General features: G+C 71.5%; 18 protein-coding genes and 1 tRNA gene. 9 read left to right on the forward strand and 10 right to left on the reverse strand.

All coding sequences use genetic code 11. The features are described 5' to 3' along the window. Positions 1 to 648 (forward strand): oxygenase MpaB family protein (locus Q0588_RS11065; protein WP_298746012.1); only part of this gene is annotated, 648 nt, incomplete at its 5' end. A 305-nt stretch (positions 649 to 953) separates the two neighbouring features. Here Q0588_RS11065 and Q0588_RS11070 read toward each other — a convergent pair. The 4 genes from Q0588_RS11070 to Q0588_RS11085 all read right to left on the reverse strand — a co-directional run bounded on the left by Q0588_RS11070 (position 954) and on the right by Q0588_RS11085 (position 3,757). Then, positions 954 to 2,165 (reverse strand): acyl-CoA dehydrogenase family protein, encoded by a 1,212-nt coding sequence (locus Q0588_RS11070; protein WP_298746013.1) that lies wholly within the window; start codon positions 2,163 to 2,165, stop codon positions 954 to 956. A 133-nt stretch (positions 2,166 to 2,298) separates the two neighbouring features. Then, positions 2,299 to 2,604, reverse strand: a complete 306-nt coding sequence (locus Q0588_RS11075; RefSeq protein WP_298746014.1) for an SCP2 sterol-binding domain-containing protein — start codon at positions 2,602 to 2,604, stop codon at positions 2,299 to 2,301. A gap of 249 nt (positions 2,605 to 2,853) precedes the next feature. Then, entirely contained in the window at positions 2,854 to 3,564 is a 711-nt protein-coding gene (locus Q0588_RS11080) for a hypothetical protein (protein WP_298746017.1), read from the reverse strand. 101 nt (positions 3,565 to 3,665) lie between these two features. After that, positions 3,666 to 3,757 (reverse strand) — tRNA-Ser (locus Q0588_RS11085). 133 nt (positions 3,758 to 3,890) lie between these two features. Between Q0588_RS11085 and Q0588_RS11090 the strand changes: the two genes are divergently transcribed. Genes Q0588_RS11090 through Q0588_RS11105 form a run of 4 tightly spaced genes read left to right on the forward strand, consistent with a single transcriptional unit; the run spans position 3,891 to position 8,801 of the window. Then, entirely contained in the window at positions 3,891 to 5,471 is a 1,581-nt protein-coding gene (locus Q0588_RS11090; protein WP_298746019.1) for an exopolysaccharide biosynthesis polyprenyl glycosylphosphotransferase, read from the forward strand. Beyond that, positions 5,471 to 6,922 (forward strand): lipopolysaccharide biosynthesis protein, encoded by a 1,452-nt coding sequence (locus Q0588_RS11095; RefSeq protein ID WP_298746021.1) that lies wholly within the window; start codon positions 5,471 to 5,473, stop codon positions 6,920 to 6,922. The genes Q0588_RS11090 and Q0588_RS11095 overlap by 1 nt, the downstream gene beginning before the upstream one ends. Further along, positions 6,919 to 7,860 carry a glycosyltransferase family A protein gene (locus tag Q0588_RS11100; protein ID WP_298746023.1) on the forward strand — a complete coding sequence of 314 codons (942 nt, stop codon included), beginning with the start codon at positions 6,919 to 6,921 and terminating at the stop codon, positions 7,858 to 7,860. Before Q0588_RS11095 ends, Q0588_RS11100 begins: the two co-directional genes overlap by 4 nt. Beyond that, positions 7,860 to 8,801, forward strand: coding sequence for a glycosyltransferase family 2 protein (locus tag Q0588_RS11105; RefSeq protein WP_298746025.1), 942 nt, complete (start codon positions 7,860 to 7,862; stop codon positions 8,799 to 8,801). Before Q0588_RS11100 ends, Q0588_RS11105 begins: the two co-directional genes overlap by 1 nt. Positions 8,802 to 8,833: 32 nt before the next feature. Here the strand turns inward: Q0588_RS11105 and Q0588_RS11110 are convergent, their stop codons facing one another. Both Q0588_RS11110 and Q0588_RS11115 read right to left on the reverse strand, forming a co-directional pair. After that, a complete protein-coding gene (locus Q0588_RS11110) occupies positions 8,834 to 9,535 on the reverse strand; it encodes a hfsB (RefSeq protein ID WP_298746027.1) in 702 nt (233 codons plus the stop codon). Between the two features lie 61 nt (positions 9,536 to 9,596). Next, positions 9,597 to 11,039 carry a chain-length determining protein gene (locus Q0588_RS11115; protein WP_298746029.1) on the reverse strand — a complete coding sequence of 481 codons (1,443 nt, stop codon included), beginning with the start codon at positions 11,037 to 11,039 and terminating at the stop codon, positions 9,597 to 9,599. Positions 11,040 to 11,161: 122 nt separating this feature from the next. Between Q0588_RS11115 and Q0588_RS11120 the strand changes: the two genes are divergently transcribed. Then, on the forward strand, positions 11,162 to 11,920 hold the full coding sequence (locus Q0588_RS11120; RefSeq protein ID WP_298746031.1) for a polysaccharide biosynthesis/export family protein: 759 nt from the start codon (positions 11,162 to 11,164) through the stop codon (positions 11,918 to 11,920). Here Q0588_RS11120 and Q0588_RS11125 read toward each other — a convergent pair. Further along, positions 11,917 to 12,219: a sel1 repeat family protein gene (locus Q0588_RS11125; protein WP_298746033.1), complete on the reverse strand. Its 303-nt coding sequence runs from the start codon at positions 12,217 to 12,219 to the stop codon at positions 11,917 to 11,919. The two genes, Q0588_RS11120 and Q0588_RS11125, sit on opposite strands and share 4 nt — an antisense overlap. 212 nt (positions 12,220 to 12,431) lie before the next feature. Next, positions 12,432 to 13,151 (reverse strand): glutathione S-transferase N-terminal domain-containing protein, encoded by a 720-nt coding sequence (locus Q0588_RS11130; protein ID WP_298746035.1) that lies wholly within the window; start codon positions 13,149 to 13,151, stop codon positions 12,432 to 12,434. Between the two features lie 175 nt (positions 13,152 to 13,326). Between Q0588_RS11130 and Q0588_RS11135 the strand changes: the two genes are divergently transcribed. The 3 genes from Q0588_RS11135 (at position 13,327) to Q0588_RS11145 (ending at position 18,104) form a co-directional block, all read left to right on the forward strand. Next, a complete protein-coding gene (locus tag Q0588_RS11135) occupies positions 13,327 to 14,271 on the forward strand; it encodes an RcnB family protein (RefSeq protein WP_298746037.1) in 945 nt (314 codons plus the stop codon). 102 nt (positions 14,272 to 14,373) lie between these two features. Then, positions 14,374 to 16,596, forward strand: a complete 2,223-nt coding sequence (locus Q0588_RS11140; protein WP_298746038.1) for an RNA degradosome polyphosphate kinase — start codon at positions 14,374 to 14,376, stop codon at positions 16,594 to 16,596. After that, entirely contained in the window at positions 16,596 to 18,104 is a 1,509-nt protein-coding gene (locus Q0588_RS11145) for a Ppx/GppA phosphatase family protein (protein WP_298746039.1), read from the forward strand. The genes Q0588_RS11140 and Q0588_RS11145 overlap by 1 nt, the downstream gene beginning before the upstream one ends. Positions 18,105 to 18,110: 6 nt before the next feature. Here Q0588_RS11145 and Q0588_RS11150 read toward each other — a convergent pair whose 3' ends face one another. Then, on the reverse strand, positions 18,111 to 18,659 hold the full coding sequence (locus Q0588_RS11150) for a hypothetical protein (protein WP_298746040.1): 549 nt from the start codon (positions 18,657 to 18,659) through the stop codon (positions 18,111 to 18,113). 49 nt (positions 18,660 to 18,708) lie between these two features. Beyond that, on the reverse strand, positions 18,709 to 19,521 hold an 813-nt coding region (locus Q0588_RS11155), incomplete at its 5' end, for a M28 family peptidase (RefSeq protein WP_298746042.1).

The raw sequence follows: 19,521 nt of genomic DNA on the forward strand, positions 1-19,521 counted from the left end.
CATTCGGACTTCCGCGCCGACATGCACGGGCGGCTGCGGCGGACGGCGAAATTCATCGCGACGACGACCTATGACCATGCCGAGGCGGGCCGCGCCGCCATCGACAAGGTCAATCGGATCCATCGCAAGCTGGGCGGGGTGCTGCCGGACGGCACGGCCTATCGGGTGAGCGACCCGGAGCTGCTGGCCTGGGTGCACGTCACCGAGACCATCAGCTTCCTCGACGCCTGGATCCGCTATGCCGAGCCGGGCATGCCGCGGGCGGAGCAGGACGCCTATTTCGCCGAGATGGCCCGCATCGGCGAGGCGCTGCATGCCGATCCCCTGCCCCGCAGCCGGGCGGAGGCGGAGGCGTTGATCCAGGGCTTCCGGCCGCTGTTGAAGGCCGACGCCCGGACGCATGAGGTGGCGGCGATGGTGATGCGCCAGACTCTCGGCATGCCGGCCGTGGACCTGGCGGCGGGGGTGATCATGCAGGCCGGGATGGACCTGCTACCGGACTGGGCCCGGGCGATGCACCGGCAGCCGCGGCGCCTGCCGGCCCCGCTGGTGCAAAGCGGCGCGGAGACGACCGCGCGGCTGCTGCGCTGGGCCTTCGACGGTTCTCCGAACCGGGCGGTGCATCCGAAGGACGTTACGTCGTACTAGCCGGCCGCGCCTGCTGGCATTTCCACCGCTATCCGCCCGGTAATCCAGACGAAGTCACGCCATAACAATAGCTTGTCGATTTCTAAAACCAATCTTCCCGCCTGAGGAGCGAGGCGGCGCAAACTGGCGCCCGCCTTCCCTGATGCGGGAAGGCGCCGGGTCTTTGACAACCGAATCCCTCGTCGCGCCGCCGCAAGGCCCGGCTTGATCCGATATAGACTCTGCCGACTCTGCCACACCGTTTTTTCGGTGCTGAATGCCGACTCTGCCGACTCTGCCACACCGTTTTTTTCGCCGGATGGCGCTCAGGTCGCCTTGGCGTACTCCAGCCGGGCGATGGTGCGGTTGTGGACCTCGTCGGGTCCGTCGGCGATGCGCAGGGTGCGGACCATGGCGTACATCTCGGCCAGCGGCGTGTCGGCTGAGACGCCGGCGCCGCCGAAGGCCTGGATGGCGTCGTCGATAATCTTGAGCGCCATGCGCGGGGCGGCGACCTTGATCTGGGCGATCTCGGAGCGGGCGTTCCTGGCCCCGCCCTCGTCCATCATCCACGCGGCCTTGAGCACCAGCAGGCGGCACATCTCGATATTGGTCCGGGCCTCGCCGACGCGCTGCTCCCAGACCGAGTGTTCCGCCAGCGCCTTGCGGAAGGCGGTGCGGCTGAGCAGCCGCTCGCACATCAGCTCCAGCGCCCGTTCGGCCGCGCCGATGACGCGCATGCAGTGGTGGATGCGGCCCGGTCCGAGGCGGCCCTGGGCGATCTCGAAGCCGCGGCCCTCGCCGGCGATCAGGTTCCCGGCCGGGACGCGGACGTTTTCCAGCACCACCTCGGCGTGGCCGGCCGGGCGCTCGTCATAGCCGAACACGGACAGCATCCGCTCGACCCGGAAGCCGGGCGTGTCGACCGGGACGATGATCTGGGACTGCTGGGTGTGGACCGGGGCGTCGGGGTCGGTCTTGCCCATGACGATGGTCACCGCGACGTTCGGATGGCCCATGTTGGTCGACCACCATTTGCGCCCGTTGATGACGTAATGGTCGCCGTCGCGCTCGATCCGGGTCTGGATGTTGGTGGCGTCGGACGAGGCCACCTCGGGCTCGGTCATCAGGAAGGCCGAGCGGATCTCGCCGGCCATCAGCGGCTTCAGCCAGCGGTCCTGCTGGGCGGCGTCGCCGTACATATGCAGCACCTCCATATTGCCGGTGTCGGGGGCGTTGCAGTTGAACACCTCGGCCGACCACAGGTGACGGCCCATCAGTTCGGCCAGCGGGGCGTATTCGAGGTTGGTCAGGCCCGCGCCCCCGTTCTCGTGATCGGGGTCGCCGGGCAGGAACATGTTCCACAGCCCGGCCTCGCGGGCCTCGGCCTTCATCGCCTCCATCACCGGCGGCTGGCGCGTATGGTCCTCGCGCACCTGGGCCCGGTATTCCTCCTCGCGCGGCAGGACCCGGTCCTCCATGAAGCGGCGGAGGCGGTCCTGCCAGTGCAGGGCCTTGTCGCTGGGCCGGAAGTCCATGTCTTAATCCTCCTCCGTCGGGGGGACGGGGACCACGAAGTGGCGGCGGGGACCGGCCCCGGACACCGCCGATGTGGGACCCCCTCCACCGCCCGCGGCGGTCCCCCTCCCCCCGATGGGGGAGGATTGAAAGTCAGCGCTTCAGCAGCGGGGCCAGCTTCTGGGCGATCATCATGTCGCCGGCGATCTTCAGCTTGCCCTGCATGAAGGCCATCATCGGATCGAGCTGGCCGTTCGACAGGGCCATGAAGTCGTCCCAGGACATCGACACGGTGGCGTCGGCCGGCTTGTCCTCATTGGTGACGCTGTTCGGCGCCGAGGCGCCGTCGATATAGATCTTGCCGGCCTCGCCCAGGTCGAGCTTGACGGTCTTGCCGAGGCCGGAGTTGTCGCCCACGGCGCCGCGGATGTGTTCGGTGACTTGAGCCAGATCGGCCATGGTGCGTCTCCTGACGGGTTGGAGCCCCGACCTAGAGCCTGATCGGTTGAGGAGGAATCGCTTCGCGATTCCGCCGATGCCGTGAATCAGGCTCCAGTATAATGCTGGAGCGAAGATCTGGGTTTGGACGCGATCGCGTCTAAACCGATTTCGCTCTAGACTGCGGAGCCGCGCGTGCCAAGGTCACGTCAGGTCAAGTTGATCGGGACTTCCGGGGGCCAGCGTGCGCGGCCCCCGGAGGCGGTGAACTCACGGCCAGGCGGTGAACGCCCCGGGCGCGAAGACGTCGCCGCCGCGGTCCGCGGCCGCCATCAACTCGTCCCCGTCGCCGTCGGCCCAGCCCCGGTCCCGATCGTCGCCCTCGGGCAGGCGCCGCTCGATCCAGCGGTCCCGCCGCTCGGCCCACCGGCGCCGCCGGGCCTCCCACTCCTGGTGCATCCGCCGGTCGATCGCCTCCATCCGGGCGCGGCGGGCGGCCCGCTCGGCCTGATAGTCGGGGCGCGGCGCGTCGAAGCCGAACCAGCGCTGGACGGCCCGCGCCGGAGCAGACCAGTCGGGGTCGGGCGGCGAAAGATAGGGCTCCGGCGCGGGCGGGCGGGGCCGGGGCGCCGGCGCATGGGCCCGGTCCGCGCCGACCCAGTCGTCATAGGCCCGCCAGAGCGCCCCGGAGAGCGGCGGAAGCGGCGGCGGAAGGCCCTGGAAGCCGTCCTCGAGCTCGCCGACGTCCATCACCGGGCCCGCGACGATCTCGGGCTCGGTCGGATGGACCAGTTCGATCCGCAGCCGATCACCCGCCTCGACGGGGCGGGGGGCGGGCAGTTCGACGGCGCGCAGGCCGACCAGGCCGAAGACCGCGGCCGCCGCGACCGACAGCGCCGCGACCTCGCCGCGGCGCAGGCGCGAGAAGGCGTGCGGCGGGGCGGGGTCGTGGCGATCAGGGGGAGGCGGATGCAAAATCATGGGACGAACCCGGGTACTGTCCCGGTGCAATCCCTGAGCGGCGATCCGGTTTCACAACCCGGTCAGCGACCGGGTTCCTCGGGGGCGGACTGGAAACAGGCTGGCGGAGACGGAGGGATTCGAACCCTCGGTACCGGTTACCCGGTACGACGATTTAGCAAACCGTTGCCTTCAGCCACTCGGCCACGTCTCCGGCAGGCGGCGTGGATAGCGGAGCGCGCGGGCCGGCGCAACGGGTCTTGGCGGCGTCGGGGCCGCCGACCGTTAACGCCACAGTGAGAGGGGCCGTGCAAGCTGTCGGCGAACCCCCGCCGTGCGAGTCCAGCTTGACCGACGCCGCCCGCCGCGTTTCGCCCGCCCCCGATCCGGCCCCGGCCGGCGGCCTCGGCCTGCCCGGCCTGCAGGCCCTCGCCGCCGTCGGCCGTTCGGAGCCGCCGCGGAAAGGCCGGAATGCGGACGCCGCCCGTCGCGGCCCCTTCCGCCCGGACGTCTGGCTGAACGCGCGGCAGCGGCGCGCCTCCCGGCTGGCGGCGCACTATTTCCGGGCCATCGACGTGCTGGCGGTGACCATGGTGACCCTGGTCTGCGCCTGGGCGGCGACCCCGGGCCCGCTGCTGCACGCCGAGGCGTCGAGGCTGGCTCCGTTCGCTGTCGGGGCCGTGACCGTGCTGGGCCTGATGCGCTCGCTGGGACGCTACCGGTTCGCCCGGGGGCAGAAGACCTCGCTGCATCTGGCCTCGGTCGCCGGCGTCGTCGCCGCCGGCGGGCTGGCGGCCATGGCCGCCGGCTGGGCGCTGCAGGGGGCCAGCGCGCAATGGACCGCCTGGCTGGCGTGGAGCGGCCTGGCGCTGGTCAGCCTCGAGGCCCTGCATCTGGCCTGGAGCGAGCGGGTCCGCCGTTGGCGCGCCTCCGGGGCGCTGACCCCGAACGTCGTGCTGGTCGGGGCGACGCGGCGGGCCGAGACCCTGATCCGCGAGGCGCTGAAGCGGCGCGACCTGAACGTGCTGGGCATTTTCGACGACCGCCTGGCCCGGGCGCCCGAAGCGGTCGAGGGCGTGCCGGTGCTCGGCACGGCCGACGACCTGCTGACCCACAGGATGACGCCCTATGTCGACCGGATCGTGCTGGCCATCGACCCGAAGGCCGAGGCCCGGGTGCGCGAGCTGACGGCGCGGCTGCGGACCCTGCCGAACGAGGTCACCCTGCTGGTCGAGCCGAACGGCGAAGCCGAGACGCGGTCGGCGCTGGACCGGCTGGCGGCCGCGCCGCTCGCCGACGTCCAGGGGCCGCTGGACCCCGACCGGCGGGCCTTCAACAAGCGGCTGCAGGACCTGGTGATCGGCCTGGCCGCGCTGGTGCTGCTGGCTCCGGTGATGGCGCTGGTGGCCCTCGCCATCCGGCTGGACAGCCCCGGGCCGATCTTCTTCCGCCAGCGTCGCCACGGCTTCAACCACGAGGAGATCGTGGTGTGGAAATTCCGTTCGATGCGGCAGGAGGCGGCCGATGCGACGGCCGGCCGCCAGGTGACCCACGACGACGACCGCATCACCCGGGTCGGCCGGTTCATCCGCAAGACCAGCCTCGACGAACTGCCGCAGCTGCTCAACGTGATCACCGGCGAGATGTCGCTGGTCGGCCCGCGGCCGCACGCCATCGGCATGAAGACCGGCCATGTCGAGAGCGCGCGCCTGGTGGCGGAATACGCCCACCGGCACCGGATCAAGCCCGGCATGACCGGCTGGGCCGCGGTCAACGGCTCGCGCGGACCGCTGCACACCGCCCAGGACGTGCGGGCGCGGGTGCGGCTGGACCTCGAATACGTCGAGCGCCAGTCGCTGTGGCTCGACCTCTGGATCATGGCCGTCACCGCGCCCGTGCTGCTCGGCGACCGGTCCTCGGTGCGCTGATGTTCTGGCGCGGCGTCTGGGGCTACCTGCCCGCCAACATCGTCCAGGGCGGGGCGGGCTTCCTGGCCATTGTCCTGTTCACCCGCCTGCTCGGCCCCGCGGATTTCGGCCGCTACGCGCTCGCCTTCTCGGTGATGACGCTGGCCCACGTCGCCGTGTTCAGCTGGCTTGAAGCGGCGATGGCGCGGTTCTGGGCGGCGCAGACGCCCGGCGCGGCCGCCCAGGGGCATCTGGCCTCACTCTACCGCACCGCCTTCGCGCTCGGCGCCGGATTCCTCGTCGTCGCCGGCCTGTCGACGTGGTTCTGGCCCGGCGACCCGCTGTTCCGAATCGCGCTGGCGGCGGGCCTGGCGGGCGTGCCGGCGCGCAGCCTGGTCAAGCTAGCGCAGGAACGCTATCGCGCCGCCGGAGAGGTGGGCAGGGCGGCGGGACTGGACATGGCCGTGACCGTCGGCGGCCTCGGCCTCGGCGTCGGTTTCGCCCTGGCCGGATGGGGCGGCGCGGCCCCCCTGCTCGGCATCGGCCTGGCCCCGCTGGCCGCCCTGCCCTTCGTGCTCCCCGGCGAGCTGCGGCGGGCCCGCGGCGGCCGGTTCGAAGGGAGCCGGGTCCGCGGCTACGCGGCCTACGGCTATCCGATCGCGGCCTCGCTGGCGCTGACGGTGGTGCTGGCCTCGACCGACCGCTTCCTGCTCGCGGCCTTCCTGGACGAGGCGGCGGTGGGCGCCTATCACGCCGGCTATTCGATCGCCAACCGGACGCTCGACGTGCTGTTCCTGTGGCTGGGATCGGCGGGACAGCCGGCCCTGGTCATGGCCCTCGAGCGCGGCGGGCTGGAGCGGCTGAAGGTCGCCGCGCGCGAGCAGCTATCGATCTTCCTGCTGATCGGCCTGCCGGCGGCGGCCGGGGTGGCGCTGGTGGCGCGGCCCCTGGCCGAGGTGCTGATCGGCGAGGCGCTGCGGCAGGCGGCGGCCGGCGTGACGCCGTGGATCGCCCTGTCGGCCCTGCTCTACGGCCTCACCGCCTACTATTTCGGCCAGGCCTTCACCCTCGCCAGGAAGACCCGGCGTCTGCTGGCGGCCATGGCCATTCCGGCCGGACTGAACGTGGTGCTGAATCTGGCGCTGGTGCCCCGTTTCGGCCTGATGGGCGCGGCCTGGGCCACGGCGGCGAGCTTCGCGATCGGGCTGATGGCCACACAGCTGATCGGACGCCGGGTCATGCCCCTGCCGATTCCCTGGGACAGCCTGATCCGCTGCGGTGTGGCGACCGCCGCGATGGCGCTGGTCGTGTGGCGCCTGCCGGCCTTCGGGGGCATGGCGGAACTGGCGCTCGACGCCGCCGTCGGCGGGATGGTCTATGCCGCCGTCGCCCTGACCCTGAACGCCGCGGGCGTGCGTGACGTGGCGATGCGGTTGCTGACCCAGGCCCGGGAACGGGGGGCGACGGCGTGACGGCGGCGCGGGCGAAGGTCACCGACAACGCCGCCTGGAACGGCGCCGGGCCCGCCCTGTCGGTGCTGACGCCCTTCCTGCGCGACGACCCGGACGCGCTGCTGGCCCTGCTGGACGAGGAGGCCGCCTCGGTCGACGGGGCGGTGGAGGTCATCGTGCTGGACGACGGCACTCGCGATCCCGAACTGACGGCCCGGCTGACCGCCCGGATCAGGGCCATGGCCCTGCCCGCGCGGCTGATCACCCTGCCGGCCAACGAGGGCCGCTCGATCGGCCGCAACCGGCTGGCGGCGGCGGCGCGCGGCGGCAGCCTGCTGTTCCTCGACAGCGACATGCGGCCGGATCGCCGCCGCTTCCTGCGCGACTGGGCGGATCTGGTGGCGCGGGAGGATCCGGCCGTGGCCTTCGGCGGCTTCTCGCTGCGGCAGGCTCCGACCGACGCCCGTTTCGCCGTGCACCGCGCCATGGCGACCAGGTCGGAGTGCGTCCCCTGTGCGGAGCGGGCCCGGCAGCCCGAGAAATACGTCTACACCTCCAACCTGCTGGTGCGCCGTGACGTCTTCGAGGCCGAAGCCTTCGACCCCGGATTCAGCGGCTGGGGCTGGGAGGACGTGGAGTGGGCCATGCGCGTCTCGCGGCGTTTCCGGGTCGTGCATCTCGACAATGCCGCCACCCATATGGGGCTGGACACGGTGGCCGCGCTGGCGGCCAAATACGAGCAGTCCGCCCCGAATTTCGCACGCATGGCCCGCCGTCACCCGGAGATCGTCGCCGCCTATCCCAGCTACAGGGCGGCGAAGCTGCTCAAGCGCCTGCCGGCCCTGCCCTGGCTGCGCGGCCGCATGCGCGGGGCGGCCGAGGCGCGCTGGCTGCCGGTGGCGGCGCGGGCCTTCTCGCTGCGCCTGTATCGGGCGGCCCTCTATGCGGAGGCGGTGTAGTGGCCGACGTCGCCATCATCGTGCCGACGCTGAGGCGCCCGGACAGCCTGGAACGGGCGCTGCGATCCCTGTTCGCCCAGACCGGCGTCGGCGACCGGGTCGCGGAGATCGTGGTGGTCGACAACGATCCCTCCGGATCGGCCGCGGCGGGGGTCGAGGCCCTGCGCCCCCTGGCCCCGTGGCCGCTGATCCATGTACACGCGCCCCGGCCGGGGGTGGCCACGGCGCGCAACGCCGGCCTCGCCGCCACCGGCGCGCCGCTGATCGCCTTCCTTGATGACGACGAGGCGGCCTCGCCGGGCTGGCTGGCCGCCCTGCTGAAGGCCCGCGAGGCCACCGGCGCCGACGTCGTGTTCGGGCCGATCACCGGGCGCGCACCGGGCGCCGAGGCCTGGTTGAAGCCGTATCTGGAGCGCTTCTTCGGCCGCGAGGGCCCCGACCACACCGGCCTGATCGAAGACGCCTACGGCTGCGGCAATTCGCTGATGGTGCGCGCCACCGCCCTGCCCGGTCCGGCCCCGTTCGACGGCGCCGCCGATCAGGCGGGCGGCGAGGACGACGCCCTGTTCGCCGCCCTGCGCACCCGCGGCGGGCGGTTCGGCTGGGCCGCCGACGCCCGGGTCGAGGAATTCGCCCCGCCCCATCGCACGACCCTGGAATACGCCCTCGCCCGCGCCTTCGCCTATGGCCAGGGGCCCAGCCAGACGGCGGCGGCCAGCCGCGACTGGCCGGCCGTGCTGCGCTGGATGATCATCGGCGCCGGCCAGGCCGTGGTCTGGGGCGCCGGCGCCGCGGCCCTGACCGTCCTGCGCAGCCCCCGGCGCGCCGAACTCTATGACCGGACCGCGCGCGGCGTCGGAAAACTGTTCTGGATGAAACGCTTCGAGCCACATTTCTATGGAGCCCGCGAACTGGCGCGGCTGGATCGCAGCGCGGGCTGAGGCCGCGGGCGGCGGGCGGAGCGGCCGCCCGGTCAGCCGGTCAACCGCCTGAGGAAGGCCGGCGGCCGGTAGGTCGAGCGATTGACCACCACCCCGGCGATCCGCCCGCCGGCCGCTTCGATCTCGTCGCGCAGGATCAGCGGATCCCCGGCGGCGGCGCTTTCGGCCGCGACCACCAGGACGGTGGCGTCGACGAAGGGGGCCAGGGTGATGGCCGTCGGACTGCGGTCCGCCGCCGGGCTGTCGATCACCACCGTGTCGGCGTGCTTGCGCAGGGCGTCCCAGTAGCGGGCGTCGGAGACCGGCTCGGCGCGCTGGCCAGAGCGCAGCCGCTCGGACGTGAAACGGGTGACCCACAGTCGCCCGCCGAGGCAGGGACGGGCGCTGATCAAGCGGGCCGGATGCACCGGCGCCCCCCCACGGTCCGTCATCCGCGGGGTGACCGCGAAAAAGATGGAGCCGTCCGGGGTCGCGACGGCCGCCTTGCCGAGCGCGCCGAAACGGTCGGGCCGGGCCGCGACCGCCTCCAGCTGGCCCTGCTGCGCCAGGTCGGCGTCGATCAGCCAGACCGGACGGCGCGCCCGCACCGCCGCCAGCCGGGCGTATTCGCGGGCGACCGTGGACACCCCCTCGCCGGAATTGGCCGAGGCGATCTGGATCACGCGACCGCGGTGGCCGGGGGCGGGGCCCAGCGCCGCCCACAGGGCGGCCATCTCGGATGTCAGGTCGACCATCGAATCGCCATGCGTCCGGCTGCAGGCCGCAAGGCTACCATGACGGCGGGGCGGGTGCGCATCACCGGGCCTTCACCGGGGCGACCGCCAGCACCGGCATCTCCAGCGTCCGGCCCGTGGAGGCCGGGGTGACGTAGCCGCGCCGCGTGAACACCCTCAACAGGCCGACGCAGAGGGCGGTGAAGGCCGCGAACAGCAGGACCGCGGCCAGCAGGGGGGCCTTGAGGCTGGAGCCCCGGGTCGGGGCCTCGGCGCGCTCGATGACGGTGACGTTGTCGGCGCCGGCCGCGACCAGGGCGCTGTCGGCCCGGGCCTGGGCCTCGCGCTGCTGGAACTCGCGGATGCTGGCGGTCAGCACCTCGCGGTTGCCGGCGAGATTGGCGTTGGTCGATTCCAGCCGCGTCATCTCGGCCAGACGCCCGCGCAGCTGGGCCAGCTGACGTTCGGCGACCGCCAGCCGCGCGGCCAGTCCGTCACGATCGGCGGCGGCGGTGATGCGGGCGGTCTCGACGGCGGTGAAGATGGTGCTCGGCCCGGTGCGAACCTCCTTGGCCCCGACGGTGGAGCCGGTGGCGACATAGGCTTGCAGGTCGGCGATCTGCTGTTCGATGTCCTTCACCGGCTGGGCGTCGGGCGTGTAGCGCGACAGCAACACCTCGCGCTGGGTGCGCAGCTGCAGGATCTGGTCCTGCGCCGAGACGTTCAGATCCTGCTGCAGCACCACCTCGGCGGGCTGCTGCGCCAGCTGGGCCTCGAGGGTCCTGAGGCGCTGGGTCGCCTGGTTCAGCTGGGCCCGCAACGACAGCGCCTCCGCTTGGGTGGTCTGGTAGCTGGCCGCCACCGACGCCTTGGCGGTGGCGAAGTCGCCGATGTCGTTGGAGGTCATGAAGGCGTTGTAGGCGGCGTCCGCCCGGGCCAGTTCGTCCTCGAAGGCCTCGCGCTGGGCAGCGATGGCGGGCGTGGTCCGATCACGGAAGACGCTGCGGCGCTGGGCCAGATACTGGTCGATGAGGGCGTTCAGGATGGTCGCGGCGCGCACCGGATCGTCCGCCGCATAGGAGGCCGAGATGATGGCGCTGCCGGGGGTCGTGCCGACGCCGAGACTGCTGTCCAGCGTCTTGAGCGCGGCGGCCTTCTTCTCGGCCGGCGCGCCTCTCGCCCGGGGGCCGAGGATGGCGTCGGGGCCGAGCGCCTCGACCGTCTTCTGCTTGACCGCGAGGCTGCCGAGGATCTGGGCCTCGGACTGCGCCACGGCGTCCGCCTCCAGCGGCTGGCCGCGCTCGGTCGCGCCCACGCGCGGCTGGTAGACATATTCCTGCCCGACCCCCGCATAGACGCTGGCCGTGGCGGTGTAGGATTTCTTCAGGGTCAGTACCGCCGCCGCGCCCAGAACGAAGACCGCCAGGAAGACGACGATCATCAACCGCAGTTCGCGGTACAGCAGTCCGACGACATCGGAGAAGCCGTAGCGCGGGCGGACTGTCGTGTAGGCCGTCGTGCGCATTCGGGCGGAACGATTCCATGGTGGAGCAGGGCGTGGACCAGCCTTGGGCCAGCGGCGTTAACCATCGGTTACGCATAAGCGGCGACGCTGCTTCAGACGCCGTTTCCGGGGATGAGTCCGCCATGTCCATCGACCGCCGCCTGCTGCTTCTGGGCCTCGCCGGCGCGGGCGGAGCGCTGGTCTCGGGCTGCGCCGGCGGCGATTACGCCTCGCGCATGCCGCGGCCGATGACGTCGGGCGGCGATCGGGTCCGGCAGGTCGGCCCCCACGGCTTTCCCGAGGTCGCCTTCGCCGACTGGACCGAGATGGAGCCCGAGTACGTCCTCTATCCCGGCGACGAGATCGAGATCGCGACGCCCACGGCGGTTGAGCTCACCCGCACGCAGAAGGTCGGGCCGGACGGTCGCGTCTCCCTGCCGCTGGCCGGGCAGATCCTCGCCGCGGACCGCACCCTGGCCGAGCTCGAGGCCGACGCCTCCGCGGCCTTCGCCCCCCATCTGCGCCGCCCGGTCGTGGAGATCACCCTGAAGGCGGCGGGGCCGATCCGGGTGTGGGTGGACGGCGAGGTGCGCACGCCCGGCGTCTACGACATGACCGGGGACATCGACGCCTACCAGGCGGTGATCCAGGCCGGCGGCTTCCTGCCGACCGCGCGCCGGCAGGAGGTGGCGCTGATCCGGCGCGGTCCGGGCGGGGTGCGGATGATGCGGGCGATCGACCTGCGGCCCCGCGGCGGCGAGGTGGTGGCCCTGCGGCGCGGCGACATCATCTTCGTGCCGCGCTCGACCCTCGGCGAAGTCGCCAATTTCGTCAGCCTGTTCCGCAACGCCCTGCCGATCGGCTTCAGCTACGCCATCGGCGGCCAGTACCAGAGCTTTTAGGCGGCCAGATTCACCACGCCCGCGTCGATCCAGCGGCGGGCGGCCTTCTGGGCCTCGCAGATCTCGTCCTGCTCCATCTCGGCGCTCATCTCGCGGCGATAGACGCGCGCCTCGACCGAGCCCTTCATGGCCGCCAGGTTGAAGATCATATGGGCTGTGACCCGGTCCATCGGACATCCGCCCTGGCCGCTCGAATACATCATGCCCAGACGAAACAGGTCGTCGCCGCTCATGTCGGCGGTCGGCAGGGGCAGGCCCTGCTCCTCGCTGGCCGCGGGCGCGGTTTCTTGCGCAATCATCACCGTATCTCCCAACCGGAGCCCTTCTGGCCCCGCCCTCTGACACGAATGAAAGACCCGTGGTTTGAAGTTAAAGTTAACGCGCGACCGCTTCAGGGCCCTTTTGGGTCAGGGCGCCGTCAATAGTCTCCGAACGTAAATACACCTGAAATCTATTTGAAATCTTTGCTTCACCTGCACTAACGAAGGGTGACCGGGGAACTTACGACTGGTTACCGGCCGCGCTGTCCGAACAGCAGCCTGCGCGCCGCCTCCGCCGCCTTGCCGGAGTCCGCCAGATCGCGGCGCAGCGCGGCGCCGACGGCCCGGCCGGCGACCACCCCTGGCCGCGCCCCCACCCGCGCCGCCCAGGCCGCCAGGTTCGGAAACTCGTCGAGCGACTGCCCCTGCGCCTCGGGCAAGATCCACGGCCAGATCGCCATGTCGGCGATCGAGTAGTCGCCGGCGACGAAGTCCCGATCCGCCAGACGGCGGTCCAGCACCCCGTAGAGGCGGCGGGTCTCGTCGGTGTAGCGGCGCACGCCATAGGCGAGCTGGCGCTGGTCCTTGATCATGGCCGGGGCGTACTGGCGGAAATGGTGGGTCTGCCCCGCCATCGGCCCCAGCCCGCCGACCTGCCAGAACAGCCACTGGTCGACCTCGGCCTTGCCGCGCGGGTCCTGCGGATAGAAGCGGCCCGACTTGACGCCGAGATACTGCAGGATGGCCCCGGACTCGAAGATCGACAGGGGCTGACCGCCGGGGCCGTCCGGATCGACGATGGCCGGCATGCGGCCGTTGGGACTGATCGCCTGGAAGGCCGGGGCGAACTGCTCCCCGGCGCCGATGTTCACCGGTTTCATCCGGTAGGGCAGGCCCATCTCCTCCAGCGCGATCGAGACCTTCCAGCCGTTCGGGGTCGGCCAGTACCAGAGTTCGATCGGCCGGGTCATGAGACGCTCCTGAGGACAGAGGCGGCGGAGGTGGGAAGGCTGTCGCCCGCGCGCAACGCCCTGCGGCGAAGCCGCCGAAACGTCCGCCTTCGCGCCTTCGTTCAGTTTCGGTTCATCCGGCCGGCGCGAGCGTGCGGCCAGGCCGTCTGACCGGCCCGGCAGGAAGAACACCGGAATGAAGCGCTCCCTGATGGTCGCCGCGGCGGTCGCGGCTTTCGTCGTTCCCGCGGCCCTGTCGCCGGCCGTGCTGGCGCAGGAGGCCGAGCCGGATCGCGCCGCGGCCCGCGAACGCCGCCGCGCCGCCATCGAAGAGATGCGCGCCCAGGAGTCGCCGGCGCCGGCTCGGCCCCGGACCGCGGCGCCCCGGCCGCCGGCCGAACGGCCGTCGCGCCCGGCGATGCGTCAGGAGATGCGCCAGGAGCCCCGCGAAGACGGGCTCGGGCGCCGACAGGCCCGTCGCAGCCAGGCGGAACCGGAGGTCGGTGGCGACCGGCCCGCCCGCCCCGCCTTCCCCGCCGGCCGGCCGGAGCGCCGTCAGGAGGCCCGCGACTTCCCCCAGCGGGACCTCGGGGTCCGCCCGGCCCGGCCCGGGCTCCGTCAGGAGAGACCCGAGGAGGACGCCCGGGACCACCCCGCTCGCCCTGATCACTGGCCGGAGCGTCGCACGGAACGCCGCCAGGACCCCCCGGAGGGGCGCGAGGGCCGGCATGATCGCCGCGAGCATCGTCAGGAGCGGCGGGAGCATCGCCACGACTACCGGGACTTTCACCATCGTTTCAGCGGAGACAGCTGGCGGCGCGACTGGCGGCGGCGTCATGACCACGACTGGTGGCGTCACGACCGGCGCTGGCGGGGCTATGACGGCGTCCGCCTGGGCTTCTACTTCGCGCCTGGCCACGGCTATTACAATGTTCCGCGAAGCTATTGGGGACGGCGTTGGCGCGCCGGCGAGTATCTGCCGTCGGTGTTCTGGCGCTACGGCCTCGACGACTGGCGGACCTACGGCCTCGGCTTCCCGCCGGAGGGGGCCCGCTGGGTTCTGGTCGACAACCACATCTATCTGATCGACGAACGGGACGGCTACATCATCAACGTCATCTTCGACGCCTGGAGCTGGTAGGGGTTCCGACGCAGGCGGACATCGGCCGGTCCACGCCCGCCCGGCGTTCGCCGGTCGCCGCGAAGGTTGCAGCCGCCGTCCTGGCGCGTCAGAACCGGGCCGATGAAGAACGCAGCGATCAGCGACGAGACGACGGGCGAGGAGGTCCCATCCTCCCGCGCGCCGCAGTTGGACCTTTCGGAAGAACTGCTGGCCTCGCCGGAGCGGTTCTTCAACCGCGAGATATCGTGGCTGAAGTTCAACGGCCGGGTGCTCGAGGAGGCCGCCAACCCGGCGCATCCCCTGCTGGAGCGGCTGCGCTTCCTGTCGATATCGGCCAACAACCTCGACGAATTCTTCATGACCCGCGTCGCCGGGCTGAAGGGTCAGCTGCGGGAGCGGATCCGGGTCCTGTCGGCCGACGGCCTGACGCCCGCGGAACAGCTCGAGAAGATCAGCCTCGCCGCCGGCCGGCTGATGGACGAGCAGCAGCGCCGCTGGCGCAGGCTTCGAAAGGAGCTGGCCGCCGCCGGCATCGAGGTGATCGATCCCGCCAGGATCACCCGCACCGAACGCGACCGGCTCGAACCCGAATTCCTCAGCCAGTTGTTCGCCATCCTGACGCCGATGGCGATCGACCCGGCCCACCCCTTCCCCTTCCTGCCCAACCTCGGCTTCTCGCTGGCGCTCAAGCTGCGGCGACGGTCGGACAACCGGATGCTCTATGCGCTGGTGCCCGTGCCGACGCAGGTGAAGCGGTTCTGGCCCCTGGCCACCGACGGCCGCTCGACGCCTGGCCGCCGGCGCTATGTCGCGCTGGAGAGCCTGCTGACGCTGTTCATCGACCACCTGTTCCCGGGCTGCGACCTGCTGGAACGCGGCGTCTTCCGGCTGATCCGAGACTCGGACATCGAGATCGAGGAAGAGGCCGAGGATCTGGTCATGGAGTTCGAGGAAGCGCTGAAGCAGCGTCGCCTCGGTTCGGTGGTGCGCATCAAGATCGAGGCCTCGATGCCCGACGACCTGCGCACCTTCATCACCAATGAACTGGACGCGGCGCCCCAGGACGTCGTCCTCGTCGACGGCATGCTGGGCCTGGCCCAGGTCTCGGACCTCATACCCAGCGGCCACCCCGACCTGAAATTCCCCGGCTATGAACCGCGCTATCCCGAGCGGGTGCGCGACAACGGCGGCGACATCTTCGCGGCCGTGCGCGAGAAGGACATGCTGATCCACCACCCGTTCGAGAGCTTCGACGTGGTGGTGCAATTCCTGCGGCAGGCGGCGCGGGACCCGAACGTCATCGCCATCAAGCAAACCCTGTACCGGACGTCGCGCGACAGCCCCATCGTCGCGGCCCTGATCGAGGCCGCCGAGAACGGCAAGAACGTCACCGCCCTGGTCGAGATCAAGGCCCGCTTCGACGAGGAGGCCAATCTGAAGTGGGCCCGGGCCATGGAGCGCGCCGGCGTCCACGTCGTCTTCGGCTTCGTCGAATACAAGACCCACGCCAAGCTCAGCGTGGTGGTCCGCCGCGAAGGCGAGAATCTGCGCACCTACTGTCACTTCGGCACCGGCAACTATCATCCGGTGACGGCCCGGATCTACACCGACCTCAGCCTGTTCACCTGCAACCCGATGCTGGGCCGGGACGCGAGCCGGGTGTTCAACTACATCACCGGCTACGCCACGCCCGACGAACTGGAGGCGCTGATCGTTTCCCCCCTGAACATGAAGTCGACCCTGATCGACCTGATCGGCCAGGAGATGGCGGCGGCCGCCAAGGGCAAGCCGGCCGCCATCTGGGCCAAGATGAATTCGCTGGTCGACCCCAGCGTCATCGACGCCCTTTACCGCGCCAGCCAGTGGGGGGTTCGCATCGAACTGGTGGTGCGCGGCATCTGTTGCCTGCGTCCGGGGGTGCCGGGCCTGTCCGAGAACATCCGGGTCAAGTCGATCGTCGGCCGTTTTCTCGAGCATTCGCGGGTGGTCGCCTTCGCCAACGGCCGGGACCTGCCGCACGACAAGGCCAGGCTGTTCATCTCGTCCGCCGACTGGATGACGCGCAACCTCGACCGCCGGGTGGAATTGATGACTCCGGTGCTGAACGCCACGGTGCATGACCAGGTGCTGGACCAGATCATGGTCGCCAATCTCAAGGACGACGCCCAGAGCTGGGTCCTCGACGCCGATGGCGACTACCGCCGGGTCACGCCCGTCGACCCCGAGCGACCGTTCTCCGCGCACCGGTACTTCATGACCAACCCCAGCCTGTCGGGGCGCGGACGCAAGGTGAAGACCCTGCCCGGCCAGTTGAGCTACGAACCGTTGCGGAAGAAGCGCTGATGGCCGGTTCCGGTGTTCCGGTCACGCCCGCGCCCTGCGAATTCGCGGTGATCGACATCGGCTCCAACTCCATCCGTCTGGTGCTGTACCGGCTGGAGGGGCGGGCCGTCTGGACCGTGTTCAACGAGAAGGTGCTGGCCGGCCTCGGCCGCGACCTCGCCGCCACCGGCCGGCTGTCCGGCGACGGGGCCGCGATGGCGCTGACGGCCCTGAAGCGGTTCGCCGCTGTGCTCGACGGGGTCAGGCCGGCCCGGACCTTCGTCGCGGCCACCGCGGCCGTGCGCGAGGCCGGGGACGGCGAGGCCTTCTGCGCGCGGGTGGCGGCCGAGACCGGCCTCGTGATCCGCGTCCTCTCCGGCGAGGAGGAGGCGCGCTACGCGGCCCTCGGCGTCATCGCCGGGATGCCCGCGGCGCACGGCGTCGCCGCCGACCTGGGCGGCTCCAGCCTCGAGCTGGCCGGGATCGGGCACGGTCGGGTGGGGCGTGGCGTCACCCTGCCGCTGGGGCCGTTTTCGCTGGCGAACGACGGTCCCTTCGACGCCGGCGGCCTGCGCGCCGCCATCGCCGAGCGGCTCAAGGGCGCCCGGGAGTACGAGACCGACACCCTCTACGCCGTCGGCGGCGCCTGGCGGACGCTGGCCCAGGTTCACATGGGCCATGCGCGCTATCCGCTTCACATCGTGCACCAGTACGTCATGGAGGCCGACGAGGCGCGCGACATCGCCCGGCTGGTCGCACGTTCGTCGCGGGCCTCGCTGGAGCGCTGGAAGGGCCTGTCGAAGAAGCGCGCCGAGACCCTGCCCCACGCGGCCCTGGTGCTCGAGGGCCTGATCGACCGCCTCGGCCTCAAGCGGGTGGTGGTGTCGGCCTGGGGGGTGCGCGAGGGTCTGCTGTTCGAGGCGCTGGACGAGGAGACGGCCGCGACCGATCCGCTGCTGGCCGGCTGCACCGCCCTCGGCGCCCGGCAGGGCATTTCGCCGGGCCTCCCGGGCGCGATCTTCGGCTGGATCGAGCCGGTCGTGGAGGCCCTGCCCCGGGCTTTCGGACCCAAGCGCGACCGGCTGCTGGCCGACGCCGCCTGCCGCCTGGCCGACCTCGGCGCGCGCCTGCATCCGGACCACCGCGTCGAACTGGCCTTCGACCAGGTCCTCAGGGCGCCGATCCCCGGCCAGACCCACGCCGAACGGGCCTTCCTCGCCGCCGCCGTCAACGCCCGCTACGGCGGGGCGGCGGCCACGCCGGAACCCGACACCGTCAGCCGGCTGCTGAACGAGGAGCAGAGGTCGGCGGCGCGCGCCCTCGGCCTGGCCATCCGTCTGGCCTGCGATCTGTCGGGCCGGTCTCCCCAGCTGCTGGTCAACGCCCGCGTGGCCGTCGCCGACGGCATGCTGGTGCTGTCCGCCTCCGAGGGCTACGCCGACGTGCTGCTGGGCGAACAGACCCGCCGGCGCGGCAAGGCGCTGGCCGAGGCCCTTGGCCTGAAACTGGATATCCGCAACGGCAACTGAGGCCGGTCAGTCGCCCATCCACCAGCGCAGGCGCACGTCCCGCACCGTCTGCCCGCCGGCGGTCAGGGTTCCGGTCATCACCACGCCGTCGTCGCCGAGATTGCGCTTCGAGGTGGCAAGCGCGTCGGGGTCCAGCCGCCCGTCAAAGGAAACCCGCCCCAGTTCGGGCGACCGGCCTTCGAAGGTCACGGAGGTATCCGTCACCTCATACCGGGTCGGCAGGACGCGGGCCGTGACGCTGTGCGCCTCGCCCAGTTCAGTCGCGACCATGGGGCTGGAGACGTCGTCGAACTGGAGCATCACCGGGCCGAAGGTCTCGCTGCGCGAACCGCCCTCCCATGCCTCGAACTCCGACGCCGGGCCGACGAACAGGTGGTCGAGGCTCCACTTGCCGATGCTGACGGGCGCGGCCGGCATGTAGTAGCCGGAGAGGTCGACGGTGGCCGCATGGCTGAAGGCCGGCGCCGGCGCGTCCGCCGGGGCGGACGTCCGCTCGCAGGCCGCCAGGGCGACCGTCGCGACAAGCGCGGCGCCGATGAGAAATCTGCTGTGCATTGGACCCTCCAGGCCGCAGCCCACCACGTCGGGTCGCCGCTGTCGACTCCTAGCGGTTCAGCCCGCGGTCCAGGGCCCGGAAGGCGGCGATCGACAGTTCGGTGGCGCTGATGAATACGGACGGCGTGATGTTCCCGAAGTCGTCGGAAGGACGGTGATAGTCGCGGTGATAGTCCACGCCGAGATACAGGAACGGCACCTGGGCGCGATGGAAGGCGGCGTGATCGGACGCCTCGACCCAGTTGTCGTCGCCGGTGTCCTGCGGCGTGTCCTTGCCGAAGGCGAGAGCCACCGCGCCATTGGCCGGAATACCCTCGAGCAGCGGACGGAAGGCCGGATTCTGGTAGGCGCCCGTCACCCACAGCTTGCCGTCGGTCTCGGCCCGGGCGGTCATGTCGAAATTCAGGTTCATGGCGATGGAGGCCAGCGGCACCGGCGGCGCCTCGACGAAATGCCGCGCGCCCAGCAGACCCCGCTCCTCGCCGTCCAGCGCCACGACCAGCACGCTGTGCTCCGGAGCCATGCGTTTCAGGTCGGCCGCCAGCGCCAGCAGGGTGGCGACGCCCGAGGCGTTGTCGTCGGCCCCGTTGTAGATCTGGCCGTCCGAGACGCCGACGTGGTCGTAGTGGGCGGTGACGACGATGTAGCGGTCCGCGACCCGCGTGCCGGGGACGACGCCAATGACATTGACGCCGCTGAAGGTCCTGGGCCCCTCGGGGGTGCGGCCGCGCATCTCCCACGGCTGTTCGCGGCCCATGACCGGGGCGGCGACCCCGAGCGCCTCCAGCCGGCCGACGATATAGGCGCGGGCCCGGGCCCCGCCCGCGGAGCCGGTGTCGCGCCCCTGCATGTCGTCGGCGGC

This window comes from uncultured Brevundimonas sp. (genome assembly GCF_937870815.1).
Taxonomy (GTDB): Bacteria; Pseudomonadota; Alphaproteobacteria; order Caulobacterales; family Caulobacteraceae; genus Brevundimonas.

Excerpts from the sequence above, each read along its gene's own strand:
- Q0588_RS11115 (WP_298746029.1), bottom strand. The coding sequence starts at position 11,039 with ATGCGCACGACGGCCTACACGACAGTCCGCCCGCGCTACGGCTTCTCC.
- Q0588_RS11145 (WP_298746039.1), top strand. The coding sequence starts at position 16,596 with ATGGCCGGTTCCGGTGTTCCGGTCACGCCCGCGCCCTGCGAATTCGCG.
- Q0588_RS11075 (WP_298746014.1), bottom strand. The coding sequence starts at position 2,604 with ATGGCCGATCTGGCTCAAGTCACCGAACACATCCGCGGCGCCGTGGGC.
- Q0588_RS11070 (WP_298746013.1), bottom strand. The coding sequence starts at position 2,165 with ATGGACTTCCGGCCCAGCGACAAGGCCCTGCACTGGCAGGACCGCCTC.
- Q0588_RS11125 (WP_298746033.1), bottom strand. The coding sequence starts at position 12,219 with ATGATTGCGCAAGAAACCGCGCCCGCGGCCAGCGAGGAGCAGGGCCTG.
- Q0588_RS11080 (WP_298746017.1), bottom strand. The coding sequence starts at position 3,564 with ATGATTTTGCATCCGCCTCCCCCTGATCGCCACGACCCCGCCCCGCCG.
- Q0588_RS11095 (WP_298746021.1), top strand. The coding sequence starts at position 5,471 with ATGTTCTGGCGCGGCGTCTGGGGCTACCTGCCCGCCAACATCGTCCAG.
- Q0588_RS11150 (WP_298746040.1), bottom strand. The coding sequence starts at position 18,659 with ATGCACAGCAGATTTCTCATCGGCGCCGCGCTTGTCGCGACGGTCGCC.
- Q0588_RS11140 (WP_298746038.1), top strand. The coding sequence starts at position 14,374 with ATGAAGAACGCAGCGATCAGCGACGAGACGACGGGCGAGGAGGTCCCA.
- Q0588_RS11120 (WP_298746031.1), top strand. The coding sequence starts at position 11,162 with ATGTCCATCGACCGCCGCCTGCTGCTTCTGGGCCTCGCCGGCGCGGGC.
- Q0588_RS11130 (WP_298746035.1), bottom strand. The coding sequence starts at position 13,151 with ATGACCCGGCCGATCGAACTCTGGTACTGGCCGACCCCGAACGGCTGG.
- Q0588_RS11135 (WP_298746037.1), top strand. The coding sequence starts at position 13,327 with ATGAAGCGCTCCCTGATGGTCGCCGCGGCGGTCGCGGCTTTCGTCGTT.
- Q0588_RS11110 (WP_298746027.1), bottom strand. The coding sequence starts at position 9,535 with ATGGTCGACCTGACATCCGAGATGGCCGCCCTGTGGGCGGCGCTGGGC.